Raw genomic sequence first — 12791 nt, 5'->3', positions numbered from 1 at the left:
GCGTCACGTAATCAGAGGTCCGAACGCATGTTGCGGGTGATGTCCTGGGTATGGAAGCCGTAGCCGCCGCCCTCGCGCATTCTGGCGCGGTCGGCGAAGAACAGCTCCAGCGTGGTGCGGATGGTGGGGAAGGCCAGCTCGTCCCATGGGATCTCCGCTTCGCTGAACAGCTGCACTTCCAGGCTTTCCTCGCCTGGGGCGAATTCCAGGTCCAGCAGCGTGGCCAGGTAGAACAAGTGCACCTGGTGCACGCGCGCCACGTTCAGCAGCGAGAACAGCTGACCCAGCTCAATGTTGGCGCCGGCTTCTTCCTGGGTTTCGCGGATGGCGCCTTCGGCGGTGGTTTCATTGTTTTCCATGAAGCCGGCCGGCAGCGTCCAGAAGCCGTGGCGCGGCTCGATCGCGCGTTTGCACAGCAATACCTTCAGTTCGCCGTCGCGTTCCCACACGGGGATGGAGCCCAGCACCATTTTCGGGTTCTGGTAATGGATGGTGGCGCAGTTGCCGCATACATAGCGAGGACGGTTGTCGCCGGCCGGGACGGCCAGGCTGACGGGGGAGGCGCATTCGGAACAGAATTTCATAGGGGATAGCTCAGTCGGTAAGGATGTTCACTTTGGCTACTTTACACCGATTGAAGCCTGCGCGGCATGGCCTATGTCTATAGGTAACTGCATATATTCGGACTATCGCAGCCGATTTCAGGATTAATATTGCCTAAACCTACGATCTGCCCTATAATAACTACATACAGACGCGGGGTGGAGCAGTCTGGCAGCTCGTCGGGCTCATAACCCGAAGGTCACAGGTTCAAATCCTGTCCCCGCAACCAAATTTAAAGCCGTTGATACCGTCAGGTATCAGCGGCTTTTTCGTTTCCGCGACTACAAAACTTCCCTTTCCCTATAATCGATGTTCTTGCGGGGGAGTGTTTTCATGCGAAAAATCAGACTGAGCTCCATTGTCACCTTCTTATCCATGCTGGCGCTGGTATTGCTGCTTGCATTGCTGAGCGCTTACTGCGGCGTGGGCGCCATTCCCGGCCTGGGCGATTTCAGGGGCGTGGCCGTCAGCGCGGCGGCGGTGCTGCTGGTCTACCTGTACGGCTTGCTCATATTTCGTATTTTCTTGTGGGCGCAGCCCCTGCACGACGGCAATATCGAATTCGGCTCCAGGCAGGAGTTCATCTACCAGGTGTATGTCTTGTTCTACCTGATACTGTTCAATTCCTTGATACGCGGCGGAATTATTCCGATCCCCATCATGCGGATGATCTATCTTGCGCTGGGCGCCCGCCTGGGCGCCAATACCTACAGCTCCGGCATTATCTACGACCCGTCGTTTGTGACGATAGGCGCCAACAGCGTGGTCGGCGAAACGGCCTTGCTGGTGCCGCATGTGATCGAGGGCGATACCTTGGGCCATTATTTCATCACGATAGGCGACCACGTGACGATAGGCGCGCATGCGGTGGTGTTGTCCGGCGTGACGATAGGCGATAACGCCATCGTGGCAGCCAATTCGCTGGTGGCCAAGGGCACGCGCATCGGCAGCGGCGAAGTGTGGGGCGGCAGCCCGGCACGCCGCTTGAAATAAAAATGGACCGATAAAAAAGGCCGGCGCCCTGAAGCGCCGGCCTGTATCGATTGCTAGCCCTGACGACGGACTATTTCTTCTGCTCGCGGCGACGGCCGAGCGAACCCATGCCGAAGATGCCTGCTGCAACCAGCGCCAGGGTGGCTGGCTCAGGTACGGCCGTGAACTGCTGGGCTCCATCGATATTCAATACGAATTGCGAGTCCGTGTTGGGACCGGTGGCGATGCCATTGACCAGCAGCGGGCGCGTGAAGTCAGGCGCGGCGGGGCCGGGGAAGTTGAGCGTGGTGTCGAACCGGGTACCGGCCAGGGCCGGCGAAACGTAGGCCCCGTTGGTGAACAGGACCGTGCCGATCAACGTCGCCGAACCTACGCCGGTGGCGCCGGGCGTACCGGAGGTGCCGGTTGCCAGGAAGGTCGACAGCTCGCTATCCCAGGTACCGGAAAGCATCAGCGCGCCATCGGTAAAGCCGGTTCCGGCCCCTTGATTGGCATCTGGCGTGTTGTCGAAATAAATCGACCAGTTGCTGCTGGTGGCGGGGGTGAAGGTGATCGCCACAGCGGTGCAGCCTGCGGTGAGGCAAGTTGCCCGTTCGTGCAGGGTGGCGACCGTCGTCAGCTCATAGGTGCCGACTGCGGGGCCGGGTGGAGCGACACGCAGGTCCGGCGTTGGCGACGTGGTGTTGATGACGCCGGCGAAGGCTTGATACGTCAGGGTGAAATCGACGAAATCGCCGGTGTTGTTGGCGGGGGTGAGGGTAAAGCCCTGAATCAGTCCCGCGCCGTTTTGGTGCCAGTCTATGCCCGTGAAGTTCTGGAGGACGCCGTCGCCGCCCAAAGGCGAAGGGGCGCCGGGTTCGCCTGGATTGCCGGCGATGAGCACATTGGCGGCGCTGGTGGTGTTCAGCGTGGTCGCCTGCGCTGCGCTGGCAGCAAATAGCGCTCCCAGCAGAGCGCCTAGTATGCTTAATTTTTTCATTTTGTTTCCTTCCTTGATGATTGGAGTATCGCTACGCTAGGGGTGGGGTTTCAATACCTTGCCGACCAGTTGGAATCAGTCGGCTACCCACTACTAAGCAAATGCCAAGCCATGATCGAAGGGTGTTCTAAGTGACTGTTTTTAAGGTGGTTTTTAAAATTTTTTCGGCGCGATGAGAAAGTATGTAAAGAAAACCGACAGTCCTGCGGCCCGGCAGCGCCTACAAGGACTCCAGCATCGCCTTCACCTCGGCGCGTTGCGGGAATTCTTTGTTGGCGGCCAGCAGTTGTTCGAACTGGCGCCGCGCGGCGGGTTTGTCGCCGGACTTCATCAGCGCCACGCCGAGGTGGTAGCCGATGTCAGGCACGTCGGGTGTCAGGGTCTTGGCTTGTTTCAGCAAAGGCAGGGCGCGGCCCGTTTCGCCTTTCTCCAGCAGGATCCAGCCCAGCGTATCGAGGATGCTGGGATTGGCGCCGGCCAACTGGTAAGCTCGTTCGGCGGTCGCCAGCGCGCGTTGGTCCTTCTCCTGCTGGTAGGCCCAGGCCAGGTTGTTGAGCGCCACGGCATTTTTCGGGTCTTGCCGGACGATGGCCTCGAATGAGCTGATCGCCGGCTTGTAGCGCCCTGCCGTCAGATCGGCACTGGCCTGGTAGAACCGGAAGCTGGGCTCGGTTGGGTGTTGCTGCAACCACTGGGCGGCATGCAGGCTCGCTTCCCTGGTCTTGCCCGCCAAGAGCAGGGCCTGGTGGATCTTGATCGCCAGCGGCGGCAGCTGGCTCATCTTGAATGCCCGCTCGTAGGCGCGCAGCGCATCTTGCGGCTTGTGCCGGGCCATCCAGATATCGCCCTCCAGCGTCAGCCCCGCTGGCAGCTCGGGACGCTGGCGCTGTACGGTTTGGGCGATGGCCAGCGCTTCCGCGTAGTTTTTTCCGTCCACCAGCAAGGTCGTCGCCAGGACTTGGGCTTCGAACCAGTCTTCCTTCAAGCGCAAGGCTTTCTTCACCGAATCGAGGGCGCCGTCGTTGTCCTTGAGCGCGACCTGGGCATAGGCGATGCGCAGCTGCACCGCGGGCGACGCCGGTTGCAATGCCGCCAGCTTGGTATAGGTTTCCAGCCCGGCTTCGTAGTTGCCGTTCGCAGTCTGGACTTGTGCCAGCACAGCCAGCGCCTCGGGATCGGCCGGGTGGGCGGTCTGCAGGGTCTGTGCCAGCTTCAGCGATTTTTCCTTGGCGCCGGTACGCAGGTAAAGCGCCGCCAACTGCAAGGCCGGGGTCAAGGCTTCGGGATGTTCGGCGGTGGCGCGTTCCAGCCAGCGCACCGCTTCCGCGCTGTTGTTCTGTTTCAGGGCCAGTTTGGCCAGGCCCGTCATCAGGCCGACGTTTTTCTTGTCCTTGGCGAGCGCCGCTTCATAACGCTGGCGGGCACGTTCGGGTTTTTTCTCCATCAGGTCCATTTGCGCCAGGTTATCGAGGGCCGACAGGTAGCTCGGATCCAGCACCAGCGCCTGCTCGAAGCCGGCGCGCGCGCCAGCCAGGTCGTGCTTGGACAACAGGATGCCGCCTTTCAGGTTTTGCACCAGCGGATTTTTGCCATCGTGTTTTTCCATGGCCGCCACCGCCAGCAGCGCCTTGTCGTATTCCTTGTTGCGCAAGTAGGTCATAGCCAGCAGGATGCCGGCCTTGCCGCCCTTGTCATCCAGGGTGGTGGCCTGTTCCAGTTCGGCCACCGCGCGCGCCGATTCGCCGGCGCCCAGGCGGCTCAATCCCAGCGAGGTGTGCAAGCTGGCCGTCTGCGGCGCCAGGTCGCTGGCGGCCTGGAAATAGTCGGCCGCCTTGGCGTAGTGCCTGCCCTGCATCTGCGCCTGTCCCGCCAGGGCCAGCAGTTCTACATCCTTCTGATTCGCCTCCAGTACCGGTCCCAGCAGGGCGATGGCGTCGTCGGTCTTGCCGCTCTTCAAAAGGATGCCGGCCAGGCGCTTGCTGGCGTAAACATGATGGGGATTCGAGTCGAGAAATTTGCGCAGCGTTAGCTCGGCCTCCAGATACGAGCCCATGGCCAATTGCACGGAACCCATCAGGAGCAAGCTGGGCATGTGATCCGGCATCACCCTCAAGATCAGCTGCAGGGAATCGCGCGCGGCCGGATATTTCGCCTCCTGAAAGTCGAGCAAGGCCTGGGTGTAGATCACCTGCAGGCTGTTGGACGAGATCTTGCGGGCGGCATCGATTTCGGCTCGGGCCTCGGCCAGCTTTTTGTCCTGGATCAGCAGGGTGGCGCTATCGATATGGGCTTGGGAGTTGTTGGGTTGAAGGGTCAGGATTTGCTTGGTGATCTGCAGGGCCGCCGCAGTCTTTCCCTGCTGGCGCAGCAGGTCGGCCTTGAAGCGCAGGCACTCGATATTGCCGGGATGCTTGGCCAGCGCGCGTTCGATATGTTGCGACGCAAGGTCCAGGCGTTGCGACATGGCGGCTATCCTTGCCTGGCCCAGCATCGCTTCGGCCAGGTCCGGTTTTTTCACCAGCAAATCGTCGAACAGTTGTTGGGCTTGCGCCGTGTCGCCCAGGCCCAGGTAGGCGTTGGCGCGCAATACGAGCAGCTCCGTCTGGTGCGGGCTGGACGGGTCGGGTTTGATTTCGTCGAGCAGTTTCTTGAATTGCCCCTGCATCAACATCACCTTGCCCAGGCGGGGCATGACTTCCACCGCGCCTATGCCCAGCGCCTGGGCCTTGCGTACTTCTTTCTCGGCCGATGCGATATCGCCCGCTTCGATATAGACCTCGCCCAGCAGCAGGCGGGCGGGCGCGTTGTCGGGGGCTTTCTGCAGCGCGTTTTTCAGCTCGATGATGGCGGCCTTGGTCTCGCCCTTGGCGCGGTATTGCCGGGCCTGGGCCATCAAGCTGTCGGTGTCGCGCGCGGTGTTGCAGGCGCCTAGCGTCAGCGTCAGCAGCACAGCGGCCAGGCGCGGTACGCGATGGCGCCGGCTGGTTGAATTTTTGCTGAATCGTATCATCGAGGTCTCCTGGACGTGGGGGCACCTCCGCGATCTTAGGTCGCAATATGGACTTCGGCCTTACGCTTGATCAAGCCAGCGTGGCGTAGGCGGTCCTGATGTAGTCGAGCATGGCGGGGGTGATCCAGGTGCCGCTCAGCAGCGCGGGTTCCTGGTCGTGCGCGGCGCGGATCTTGGCCAGCGTGGCCGGGTCGCCGCCGATCTGCGACAGGTAGAGCGCCATCCACCGGCGCGCCAGCGCCTGCGCCGACGGCGCGTCGTGGGCGATGCCGTCTTCCAGGTGCTGATGCACGCCCGCGATCAGCGTCATCCACTCGTACTGGTTCTTGCCGCTGTTTTCGCGCATGGCGCGCATTTCGTCGGGATCCAGATAGCGCGCGTAGATGCCCAGCTTGCGCGCGCCCAGCGCCGTCGAAACATAGGCCTTCATCGCCGGCGTGATGCGGGTTTGCCGCTGCACCGTGACCTCCTGGTCCAGCATGTCGGTGATGCGCAGCGCGAGCCCGGGATGGGCGTTGGTATCGTGTTGCAGCGTCTGCATCCAGCGCTCCGCCAGTTCGCCCGCACGCGCGTCGTCCGGCGGCGCGCCTTGCGCCATCAGCGCTTCCACCTCGCCAACCAGCGCGGCCCAGGCGGCGTGGTTGCGCGCGTCTTGCTGCCAGAAGGGCAGGCGCTTTAACTCTTCGCGGGTGAAATATTTGTCGTACAGGTCCATCTTCTCCAGCGTTTCCAGCCAGTCGGACAACCCGGGACTGCGGCCGCTACCCAGGACGTGCTGTAGTTGCACGAGTTGTTCGCGCAGCGCCGCCGCCTGTTCGATCTGCTTGCCCAGCGCGGCGATCTGCTGCGCGACGATGTCGGCGAACGGCGCGTCCGGGCTGGCCAGGAAGGTGGCGATATCGCCCAGCGACATGCCGAAGCGCCGCAGCGTCTGGATCTGATGCAGGCGCGCGACGTCGTCACGGTCGTACAGGCGGTAGCCGGAATCGGCGCGGGCCGACGGCGTCAACAGGCCGATGCTGTCGTAGTGGTGCAGCGCGCGCACCGTCAGGCCGGAGCGCGCGGCCAGTTCGCCGATTTTCAGTACCGTGCTGTCGCGATGTTCTTTCATGCGCAACAGTGTACGACAGGCGCGCCGTCTCAGGCCAGCGCATCCTTCGGCAGCTTCAGCAGCAAGGCCAGCAGCGAGGCCAGCTCGGCGCGCATCTCGCGGCGATCGACGATCATGTCGATGGCGCCGCGTTCGAGCAGGAACTCCGGCCGTTGATAGCCCTCCGGCAGCGTCACGCCCAGCGTGCTCTTGATGACGCGGGCGCCGGTGAAGGCGATCAGCGCCTTCGGTTCGGCGAGCACCAGGTCGCCCAGGAAGCAGAACGAGGCCGAGATGCCGCCCGAGGTGGGATCGGTCAGCACCGACACGAAGGGCAGCTTCTTCTCCGCCAGTTTGGCCAGCATGGCGGTGGTCTTCGCCATCTGCATCAGCGACAGCAGGCCTTCCTGCATGCGCGCGCCGCCGCTGGCGGTGATGCAGATGAAGGGCACATGCTGGTCTATCGCCGCCTGCACGCCGCGCACAAAGCGTTCGCCCACCACCGATCCCATCGAACCGCCCATGAAATCGAACTCGAAGCAGGCCACCACCACCGGCACCGACAGGATGGCGCCGCTGACGACGATCATGGCGTCGGTTTCGCCGGTGGCTTCCATCGCTGCCTTCAGGCGTTCGGTATAGCTCTTGCTGCCCTTGAACTTGAGCGTGTCGACCGGCAGCACTTCCTGGCCGATTTCATGCCGGCCGCCGGCATCGAGCAGCGCGTCCAGGCGGGTACGGGCGCGGATGCGCATGTGGTGGCTGCACTTGGGACAGACATGCAGGTTGGCTTCCAGGTCGGCGCGGTACAGCACCGCGTCGCAGGCGGCGCATTTGATCCACAGGCCCGCAGGAATCGACTGGCGCTGTTCGGCGCCGCGCTTGATGCGCGGCGGGAGGAGTTTTTCGATCCAGCTCATTGCATACTCCTTCATGGTAATGCCTGAAGGGTAAAGCCTGACGCAGCGTCAGGCTCAAGCAAAATCTTAATCGCGGTTTTACTCGGAATTGCGCGGGTGCAGGCTGGCCCACAGGTGGGCGGCGGCCATGGTGCGGTGGGGGCTGTATTGGGCCAGGATTTTTTCGGTGCGCGGCATGTCCGGCTTGGTCTCTTCGCCCAGCAGGTGCTGCAGCGCGGCGCGGATGGCGACGTCGCCGTGCAGCGAACAGTCGGCGTAGCCGTAGCCGCGCAACAGGCCGTAGTTGACGGTCCACGGGCCGATGCCTTTGACCGCCAGCAGCGCCGCCGACACCTGTTCGATGCTGTTCGACGGCGACAGCTCCAGCGGCAGTTCGCCGCCGGCGACCAGGCCGGCCAGGCGCAGCAGCGTCTCCGCCTTCGCGCGCGAGAATTTGCGGCTGGTCAGGTCGTCGATCTGCAGCCTGGCCGCATCGGCGGCGGCGGGGTAGCACCACAAGCCGCTGCTGTGCTGGCGGCCGGCCTGCAGGATGAAGGTGCGGCGCAGCGCAATCGCGAACGACAGGTTGATCTGCTGGCCGATGATGGCCCACGTCAGCGCCTCGAACACGGTGGCCGATTGGACGATGCGCAGGCCCGGCTGCGCGCGCGTCAGCGGCCCGAACATCTTGTCGCTGGCGGCGAAGGCGATGAACGGCTCGGGATCGATGCGCAGGCCGAGGATGCTGAGCGCCGCCTCGCGCACCTGTTCCTGCGCGGCCTTGGACAGCTTGCCGTCGGCATGCACGGTGCAGCTGGCGCTGGTGGGCGCGGCGGCGTGGTCGGGCACGATCTCCAGCACCACCGGCACGCCGGCGATCAGCATGCCTTTGCGCAGGCGCTCGGGGCTGACTTCCTCGGCCACGCTTTCGGCGTCGCGGCTGTGGAAGGCCAGCACGTCGTGCAGACGGTAGTTGGCCGGCAGCGGCAGGGTGAAGGGCTTCACGCCGTCTTGGCCTTGTTCAGGAAGCCGAAGCTAGGACGGAAGCCCGTCACCAGCGCGGTGCCGGTGATGACGATGGCGGCGCCGACGAAGGTGTACCAGCCGACGCTCTCGCCGAGGAACAGCATGCCCCACAGGATGCCGAACAGGGGACTGAGGAAGGTCACCGTCAGCGCCGACGACGGGCCGACGTCCTGGATCAGGCGGAAGTAGATCAGGTAGGCCACGCCGCTGCACAACACGCCCAGAGCCAGCACCGCGCCCATGATGCCAATGGTCGGCTCGCCGGGGGCGGGGAAGAACGGCAGCGCCGGCAGCACCAGCAGCGTCGACGCCCACATCGAGCCGTGCGCGTTGGAGAACGGCTCGACCGCTTTGGCTTGCTTGGCGTAGTTGCTGGCGATGCCGTAGTTGAAGGAGGCGAACAGCACCGCCGCGATGGCGATGCCGGCGCCCGGCTTGGTGGTGACATGGTCGAAGCCGACCAGCAGCGCGACGCCGCAGGCGCCCAGCAGCAAGCCTAGCATCACCTTGGCGCTGACCATCTGGCGGGTCCAGACGGCGGCGATCAGCGTGCCCCACAGCGGCGTGGTGGCGTTCAGCACCGCCAGCAGGGAGGCCGACAGCGTGCGCGCGGCGAAGGCGAACATCAGGAACGGCAGCGCGGAATTGAACAGGCCGAGGATCAGGTAGTGCTTCCAGTGCTGGCGCAGGTTCAGCGGCTTTTTCAGCGCCAGCGCGATGACCGCCAGGAACAGCGACGCAAACAGCACGCGGTACTCGATCAGCACGGCGGCGCCCAGCACCGGCGCGGCGATGCGCATGAACAGGAAGGAGCCGCCCCAGATGGCGGCGAGGAAGATCAGTCGGAACAGGTTGGCGGTGCTCATGCGGATTCCAATGGTAGGGTTGTTGCGCTATTGTCCGGTGCTTCCCGGCAGCCGGCTAGCCGGTTCTTGCTTTTGAAACCCGCACCGCAAAAGCCGGGGTCGGACCCCGTACGGGGTCCGACCCCTTCGGGTGTGGGGTTACGTCGCGCCGATGTCCACCGCGCAGGCGTTCTCGCCGGGCGCGGTCGGCGTGGCCGCGTGCGGGATCAGCATCGCGGTCGGCACGCCGTTTTTAATCGCGGTCATCTCGGCCAGGATGGAGATCGCGATCTCGGACGGCGTCTTGCTGCCGATGTAAAGGCCGATCGGCCCGTGCAGGCGCGCCAGCTGTTCCGGCGTCAGGTCGAATTCCACAAGCCGCTCGCGGCGCTTGCTGTTGTTCAGCCGCGAGCCGATGGCGCCGACGTAGAACGCGTCCGACTTCAACGCCTCCATCAGCGCCAGGTCGTCCAGCTTGGGATCGTGGGTCAGCGCGACAACGGCGCTGCGGCGGTCCAGCTGCATGGCGATCACGATATCGTCCGGCATGTCGTGCACCAGCTGTACGCCGTCGACCTGCCAGCCGGCGCGGTACTCCTCGCGCGGGTCGCAGACGATGACGTGGTAGTCCATGGCGGTGGCGATCTGCGCCAGGAAGCGCGACAGCTGGCCGGCGCCGATGATCAGCAGCCGCCAGCGCGGGCCGTGCAGGCTGACCATGGCGCGTTCGCTGACCTGCATCTGCGCGCCCGGCGCGGCCTTGGACAGTTCCACTTCGCCGGTATGCAGGTCCAGCCGGCGCTGCACCAGTTCATGCCGCTCCAGCCGTTCCAGCAGCTCGGCCACGCGGCTGCGCGTCGACAGCGGCTCGATCGCCAGCTCGATGGTGCCGCCGCAGGGCAGGCCGAAACGGTGGGCCTCGTCGGCGGTGATGCCGTAGCTGACGATTTCCGGCACGGTGCGGCGTATGCCTTCGTCGCGCACGCGGGCGATCAGGTCGTCCTCGATGCAGCCGCCGGAGACGGAGCCGATCACCGTGCCGTCGTCGCAGATGGCCAGCGTGGCGCCGATCGGACGCGGACTGGAGCCCCAGGTCTTGATGACGGTGATCAGTTCGCAGCGGCGCCCGGCGGCGATCCAGGCGGCGCTGGTTTTGAGTACTTCGAGGTCGATGCTGTCCATGGATGGAATATACTACGGCTCTCTAAAGCTTGCAGGAACTGCCATGACCACTCCCAAGGAAGACGACGGCTCGCCCAAATTCGGCCGCCTGCTGATCGTGCTGATACTCGCCGTGCTGCTGTGCGCGGGCCTGACATGGCTTATGGGGAACGTGTTCCCCAATTTCCCCAACTAGTCTATTTGCAGACCACGGCCAGCGCGTTATCGAACGGGCTGTCCGGCACGATGTCTTCCGGGTTGAACTTCTCGTATTTGTAGTTTTCGACCGGTTCTCCCTTGCCCATGGCCTCGGGGTAGAACACCTGCGACAGCAGCACGGTGGTGCGGTCTTCGCAGGAATACAGGTGCAGCGCCTTGACCGAACGGTAAGGCTTGCCCTCGGGCGTGGTTTGCGCTTTGCCGAAGCTGCGCATCGACCAGACCTTGCGCGTCTTGTCGGCCTTGATGATGCTGGCCTTGTCGATGTAGAAGACGCCGGCGCCGGCGCCGTCGCCCTTGACCTTGGCCCATTGCGCCGCATGGGCCCAGCTACACATCAGTATCAAGATGATTGCTAACAGGCCCGGCTTGTTCATGGCGGTCTCTCCGTGTTACGGCACCAGTGGCTTCTTGGCCGCCTGCTTGCCCTTGATCTCGGCGATGGTCTTGTCGATCACCGACAGGCGATAGTTTACGGCGGGGTGGATGGCAGTATACCCGTTTAGCACCGTGGCCGGATATTGGCCCGCCATGCGCTGCCAGAAGGCGTGCGCGTGGTCCAGGCTGTAGCCGGCGCGGGCCACCATGTACAGCGACAGGTAGTCGGCGGCCGCATCGAGTTCCTGCGGCATCGGCTTGACGCCGGCGGTGCCGATCAACATCGACAGGTCGGGGCGCACCGCGACCAGGTTGTCGATGATGCTGCCGACCGTGTAGGCCGAACGGGTGGTGGCGGCATGGCCCAGCACATTGTGGGCGATGTCCTTGGCCAGCACGTAGGCGATGGCCTCGTCGCTCTGCGCGAAGTTGACCATGCCGCGCGTGATCATCACGCGCTGGCCGTCCGAGTAGGAATTGATATTGTCGGCGTTGCCGATGTCGATCTTGAAGGCGCAGGCGCGCGTGACCGGCACGTTGATCGCCTGGTTGCGGCCATCGCGGGCCACGATCAGGTTGAGCGACTGGTGGCCGGAAACCAGCGGGCCGAGGATGCCGGCGGCTTGGGTTTCGGCATTCAGGCCGGTCGGCAGGGTCTTGCCCTCGGCGGCGACCAGGCCGTCGCCCTTGCGCAGGCCGGCGCGCGCGCCGCCGCTGCCGGCCAGCACGCTGGCCACTTCCAGGCGGTCGCCGTAGTTCAGCACCGCCTGCGCGGCGTCGACGAATTCGCCGGTATAGGAGTATTTGTTCTTGGCGGTGAAGCCGAGCAGGTTGCGCGCCTGCGTGCGGCACAGGTCCGCGTTGTTGATCAACAGCGGGCCGGCGATGCGGTACAGGCGGTCCTGCAGGGCCACCATCTGGCTCAGGGAATCGCGCGCGGCGGCCATCTTGGCGGTGACCACCGGCGCTTGCTCGGTGATGACGCGGGCCACCACCGGTTCGGCCGGCGCGGGCGCCGGCTTGGATTGGAAGGTCGAGCAGGCCGACAGCAGCGATGCCGCCGCCATCAGGGACAATGAGGCGAATTGATTGATCTTGTTTGTCTGCTGGACCATCCAGGGTCTCCGTCTGTTTTTGTTAGTGTTTGCCGGTGCTGCCAAAGCCGCCTTCACCGCGTTCGCTGTCGCCGAATTCCTCGACCACGTTGAAGCCCACCTGCAGGACCGGTACGATGATCAGCTGCGCCAGGCGTTCCATCGGGTTCAGCGTGAAGGCGCTGTGGCCGCGGTTCCAGGTCGAGATCATCAGCTGGCCCTGGTAGTCGGAGTCGATCAAGCCTACCAGATTACCCAGCACGATGCCGTTTTTGTGGCCCATGCCGCTGCGCGGCAGGATCATGGCGGCGTAGCCAGGATCGGCGACGTGGATCGCCAGGCCGGTTGGAATCAGCACGGTCTGGCCGGCTTCGATGACCATCGGCGCGGCTATGCAGGCGCGCAGATCGAGACCGGCGGAACCCGGGGTGGCGTAGGCCGGCATCTGGTCTTTCATGCGCGGGTCGAGGATTTTAACGTCGATATTTTTCATA

13 protein-coding genes and 1 tRNA gene are annotated in these 12791 nt (G+C 64.0%); 3 read left to right on the top strand and 11 right to left on the bottom strand.

Features of this window, described 5'->3' with window-relative positions; translation table 11 throughout:
- Nucleotides 1–11: 11 nt before the first annotated feature.
- Nucleotides 12–584: an NUDIX hydrolase gene (locus V6M89_RS10275; protein WP_332853097.1), complete on the bottom strand. Its 573-nt coding sequence runs from the start codon at nt 582–584 to the stop codon at nt 12–14.
- 171 nt (nt 585–755) lie between these two features.
- Here V6M89_RS10275 and V6M89_RS10270 point away from each other — a divergent pair.
- Both V6M89_RS10270 and V6M89_RS10265 read left to right on the top strand, forming a co-directional pair.
- Nucleotides 756–832: transfer RNA gene (locus tag V6M89_RS10270), tRNA-Met, on the top strand.
- A 104-nt stretch (nt 833–936) separates the two neighbouring features.
- Nucleotides 937–1596 (top strand): acyltransferase, encoded by a 660-nt coding sequence (locus tag V6M89_RS10265; RefSeq protein WP_332853096.1) that lies wholly within the window; start codon nt 937–939, stop codon nt 1594–1596.
- Nucleotides 1597–1666: 70 nt separating this feature from the next.
- On the opposite strand, the gene pepA is transcribed toward V6M89_RS10265, so the two are convergent.
- The 7 genes from pepA to V6M89_RS10230 form a co-directional block, all read right to left on the bottom strand.
- Nucleotides 1667–2575, bottom strand: coding sequence for a flocculation-associated PEP-CTERM protein PepA (gene pepA, locus V6M89_RS10260; RefSeq protein ID WP_332853095.1), 909 nt, complete (start codon nt 2573–2575; stop codon nt 1667–1669).
- Between the two features lie 220 nt (nt 2576–2795).
- Nucleotides 2796–5585, bottom strand: a complete 2790-nt coding sequence (gene prsT, locus V6M89_RS10255) for an XrtA/PEP-CTERM system TPR-repeat protein PrsT (RefSeq protein WP_332853094.1) — start codon at nt 5583–5585, stop codon at nt 2796–2798.
- A gap of 70 nt (nt 5586–5655) precedes the next feature.
- Nucleotides 5656–6696 carry a MerR family transcriptional regulator gene (locus tag V6M89_RS10250; RefSeq protein ID WP_332853093.1) on the bottom strand — a complete coding sequence of 347 codons (1041 nt, stop codon included), beginning with the start codon at nt 6694–6696 and terminating at the stop codon, nt 5656–5658.
- Nucleotides 6697–6725: 29 nt separating this feature from the next.
- A complete protein-coding gene (gene accD / locus V6M89_RS10245) occupies nt 6726–7595 on the bottom strand; it encodes an acetyl-CoA carboxylase, carboxyltransferase subunit beta (protein ID WP_332853092.1) in 870 nt (289 codons plus the stop codon).
- A gap of 78 nt (nt 7596–7673) precedes the next feature.
- A complete protein-coding gene (locus tag V6M89_RS10240; RefSeq protein ID WP_332853091.1) occupies nt 7674–8579 on the bottom strand; it encodes a DNA-3-methyladenine glycosylase family protein in 906 nt (301 codons plus the stop codon).
- Entirely contained in the window at nt 8576–9466 is an 891-nt protein-coding gene (locus tag V6M89_RS10235) for a DMT family transporter (protein ID WP_332853090.1), read from the bottom strand. Before V6M89_RS10235 ends, V6M89_RS10240 begins: the two co-directional genes overlap by 4 nt.
- 138 nt (nt 9467–9604) lie before the next feature.
- Entirely contained in the window at nt 9605–10627 is a 1023-nt protein-coding gene (locus V6M89_RS10230) for an XdhC family protein (RefSeq protein ID WP_332853089.1), read from the bottom strand.
- Between the two features lie 43 nt (nt 10628–10670).
- On the opposite strand from V6M89_RS10230, the gene V6M89_RS10225 reads away from it, so the two are divergent.
- Entirely contained in the window at nt 10671–10802 is a 132-nt protein-coding gene (locus V6M89_RS10225) for a hypothetical protein (protein ID WP_256367505.1), read from the top strand.
- A 1-nt stretch (nt 10803) separates the two neighbouring features.
- On the opposite strand, the gene V6M89_RS10220 is transcribed toward V6M89_RS10225, so the two are convergent.
- From V6M89_RS10220 to dut, 3 genes are read right to left on the bottom strand one after another with little or no spacing between them, the layout of a single operon-like run.
- Nucleotides 10804–11202: a surface-adhesin E family protein gene (locus tag V6M89_RS10220; RefSeq protein ID WP_332853087.1), complete on the bottom strand. Its 399-nt coding sequence runs from the start codon at nt 11200–11202 to the stop codon at nt 10804–10806.
- A gap of 15 nt (nt 11203–11217) precedes the next feature.
- Nucleotides 11218–12318, bottom strand: coding sequence for a M48 family metallopeptidase (locus V6M89_RS10215; protein WP_332853086.1), 1101 nt, complete (start codon nt 12316–12318; stop codon nt 11218–11220).
- A 22-nt stretch (nt 12319–12340) separates the two neighbouring features.
- Nucleotides 12341–12790 carry a dUTP diphosphatase gene (dut, locus tag V6M89_RS10210; RefSeq protein ID WP_332853085.1) on the bottom strand — a complete coding sequence of 150 codons (450 nt, stop codon included), beginning with the start codon at nt 12788–12790 and terminating at the stop codon, nt 12341–12343.
- Nucleotide 12791 lies beyond the last annotated feature (1 nt).

Source organism: Duganella sp. S19_KUP01_CR8 (assembly GCF_036688705.1).
In the GTDB taxonomy this organism is placed as follows: domain Bacteria; phylum Pseudomonadota; class Gammaproteobacteria; order Burkholderiales; family Burkholderiaceae_D; genus Rugamonas.
This window is presented reverse-complemented; position numbering and strand designations above follow the sequence as displayed.

Bases quoted from the DNA above. Each gene is read 5' to 3' on its own strand.
- V6M89_RS10225 (WP_256367505.1), top strand. From the start codon at position 10,671: ATGACCACTCCCAAGGAAGACGACGGCTCGCCCAAATTCGGCCGCCTG.
- V6M89_RS10250 (WP_332853093.1), bottom strand. From the start codon at position 6,696: ATGAAAGAACATCGCGACAGCACGGTACTGAAAATCGGCGAACTGGCC.
- accD (WP_332853092.1), bottom strand. From the start codon at position 7,595: ATGAGCTGGATCGAAAAACTCCTCCCGCCGCGCATCAAGCGCGGCGCC.
- dut (WP_332853085.1), bottom strand. From the start codon at position 12,790: ATGAAAAATATCGACGTTAAAATCCTCGACCCGCGCATGAAAGACCAG.
- V6M89_RS10220 (WP_332853087.1), bottom strand. From the start codon at position 11,202: ATGAACAAGCCGGGCCTGTTAGCAATCATCTTGATACTGATGTGTAGC.
- V6M89_RS10215 (WP_332853086.1), bottom strand. From the start codon at position 12,318: ATGGTCCAGCAGACAAACAAGATCAATCAATTCGCCTCATTGTCCCTG.
- pepA (WP_332853095.1), bottom strand. From the start codon at position 2,575: ATGAAAAAATTAAGCATACTAGGCGCTCTGCTGGGAGCGCTATTTGCT.
- prsT (WP_332853094.1), bottom strand. From the start codon at position 5,585: ATGATACGATTCAGCAAAAATTCAACCAGCCGGCGCCATCGCGTACCG.
- V6M89_RS10265 (WP_332853096.1), top strand. From the start codon at position 937: ATGCGAAAAATCAGACTGAGCTCCATTGTCACCTTCTTATCCATGCTG.
- V6M89_RS10275 (WP_332853097.1), bottom strand. From the start codon at position 584: ATGAAATTCTGTTCCGAATGCGCCTCCCCCGTCAGCCTGGCCGTCCCG.
- V6M89_RS10230 (WP_332853089.1), bottom strand. From the start codon at position 10,627: ATGGACAGCATCGACCTCGAAGTACTCAAAACCAGCGCCGCCTGGATC.
- V6M89_RS10235 (WP_332853090.1), bottom strand. From the start codon at position 9,466: ATGAGCACCGCCAACCTGTTCCGACTGATCTTCCTCGCCGCCATCTGG.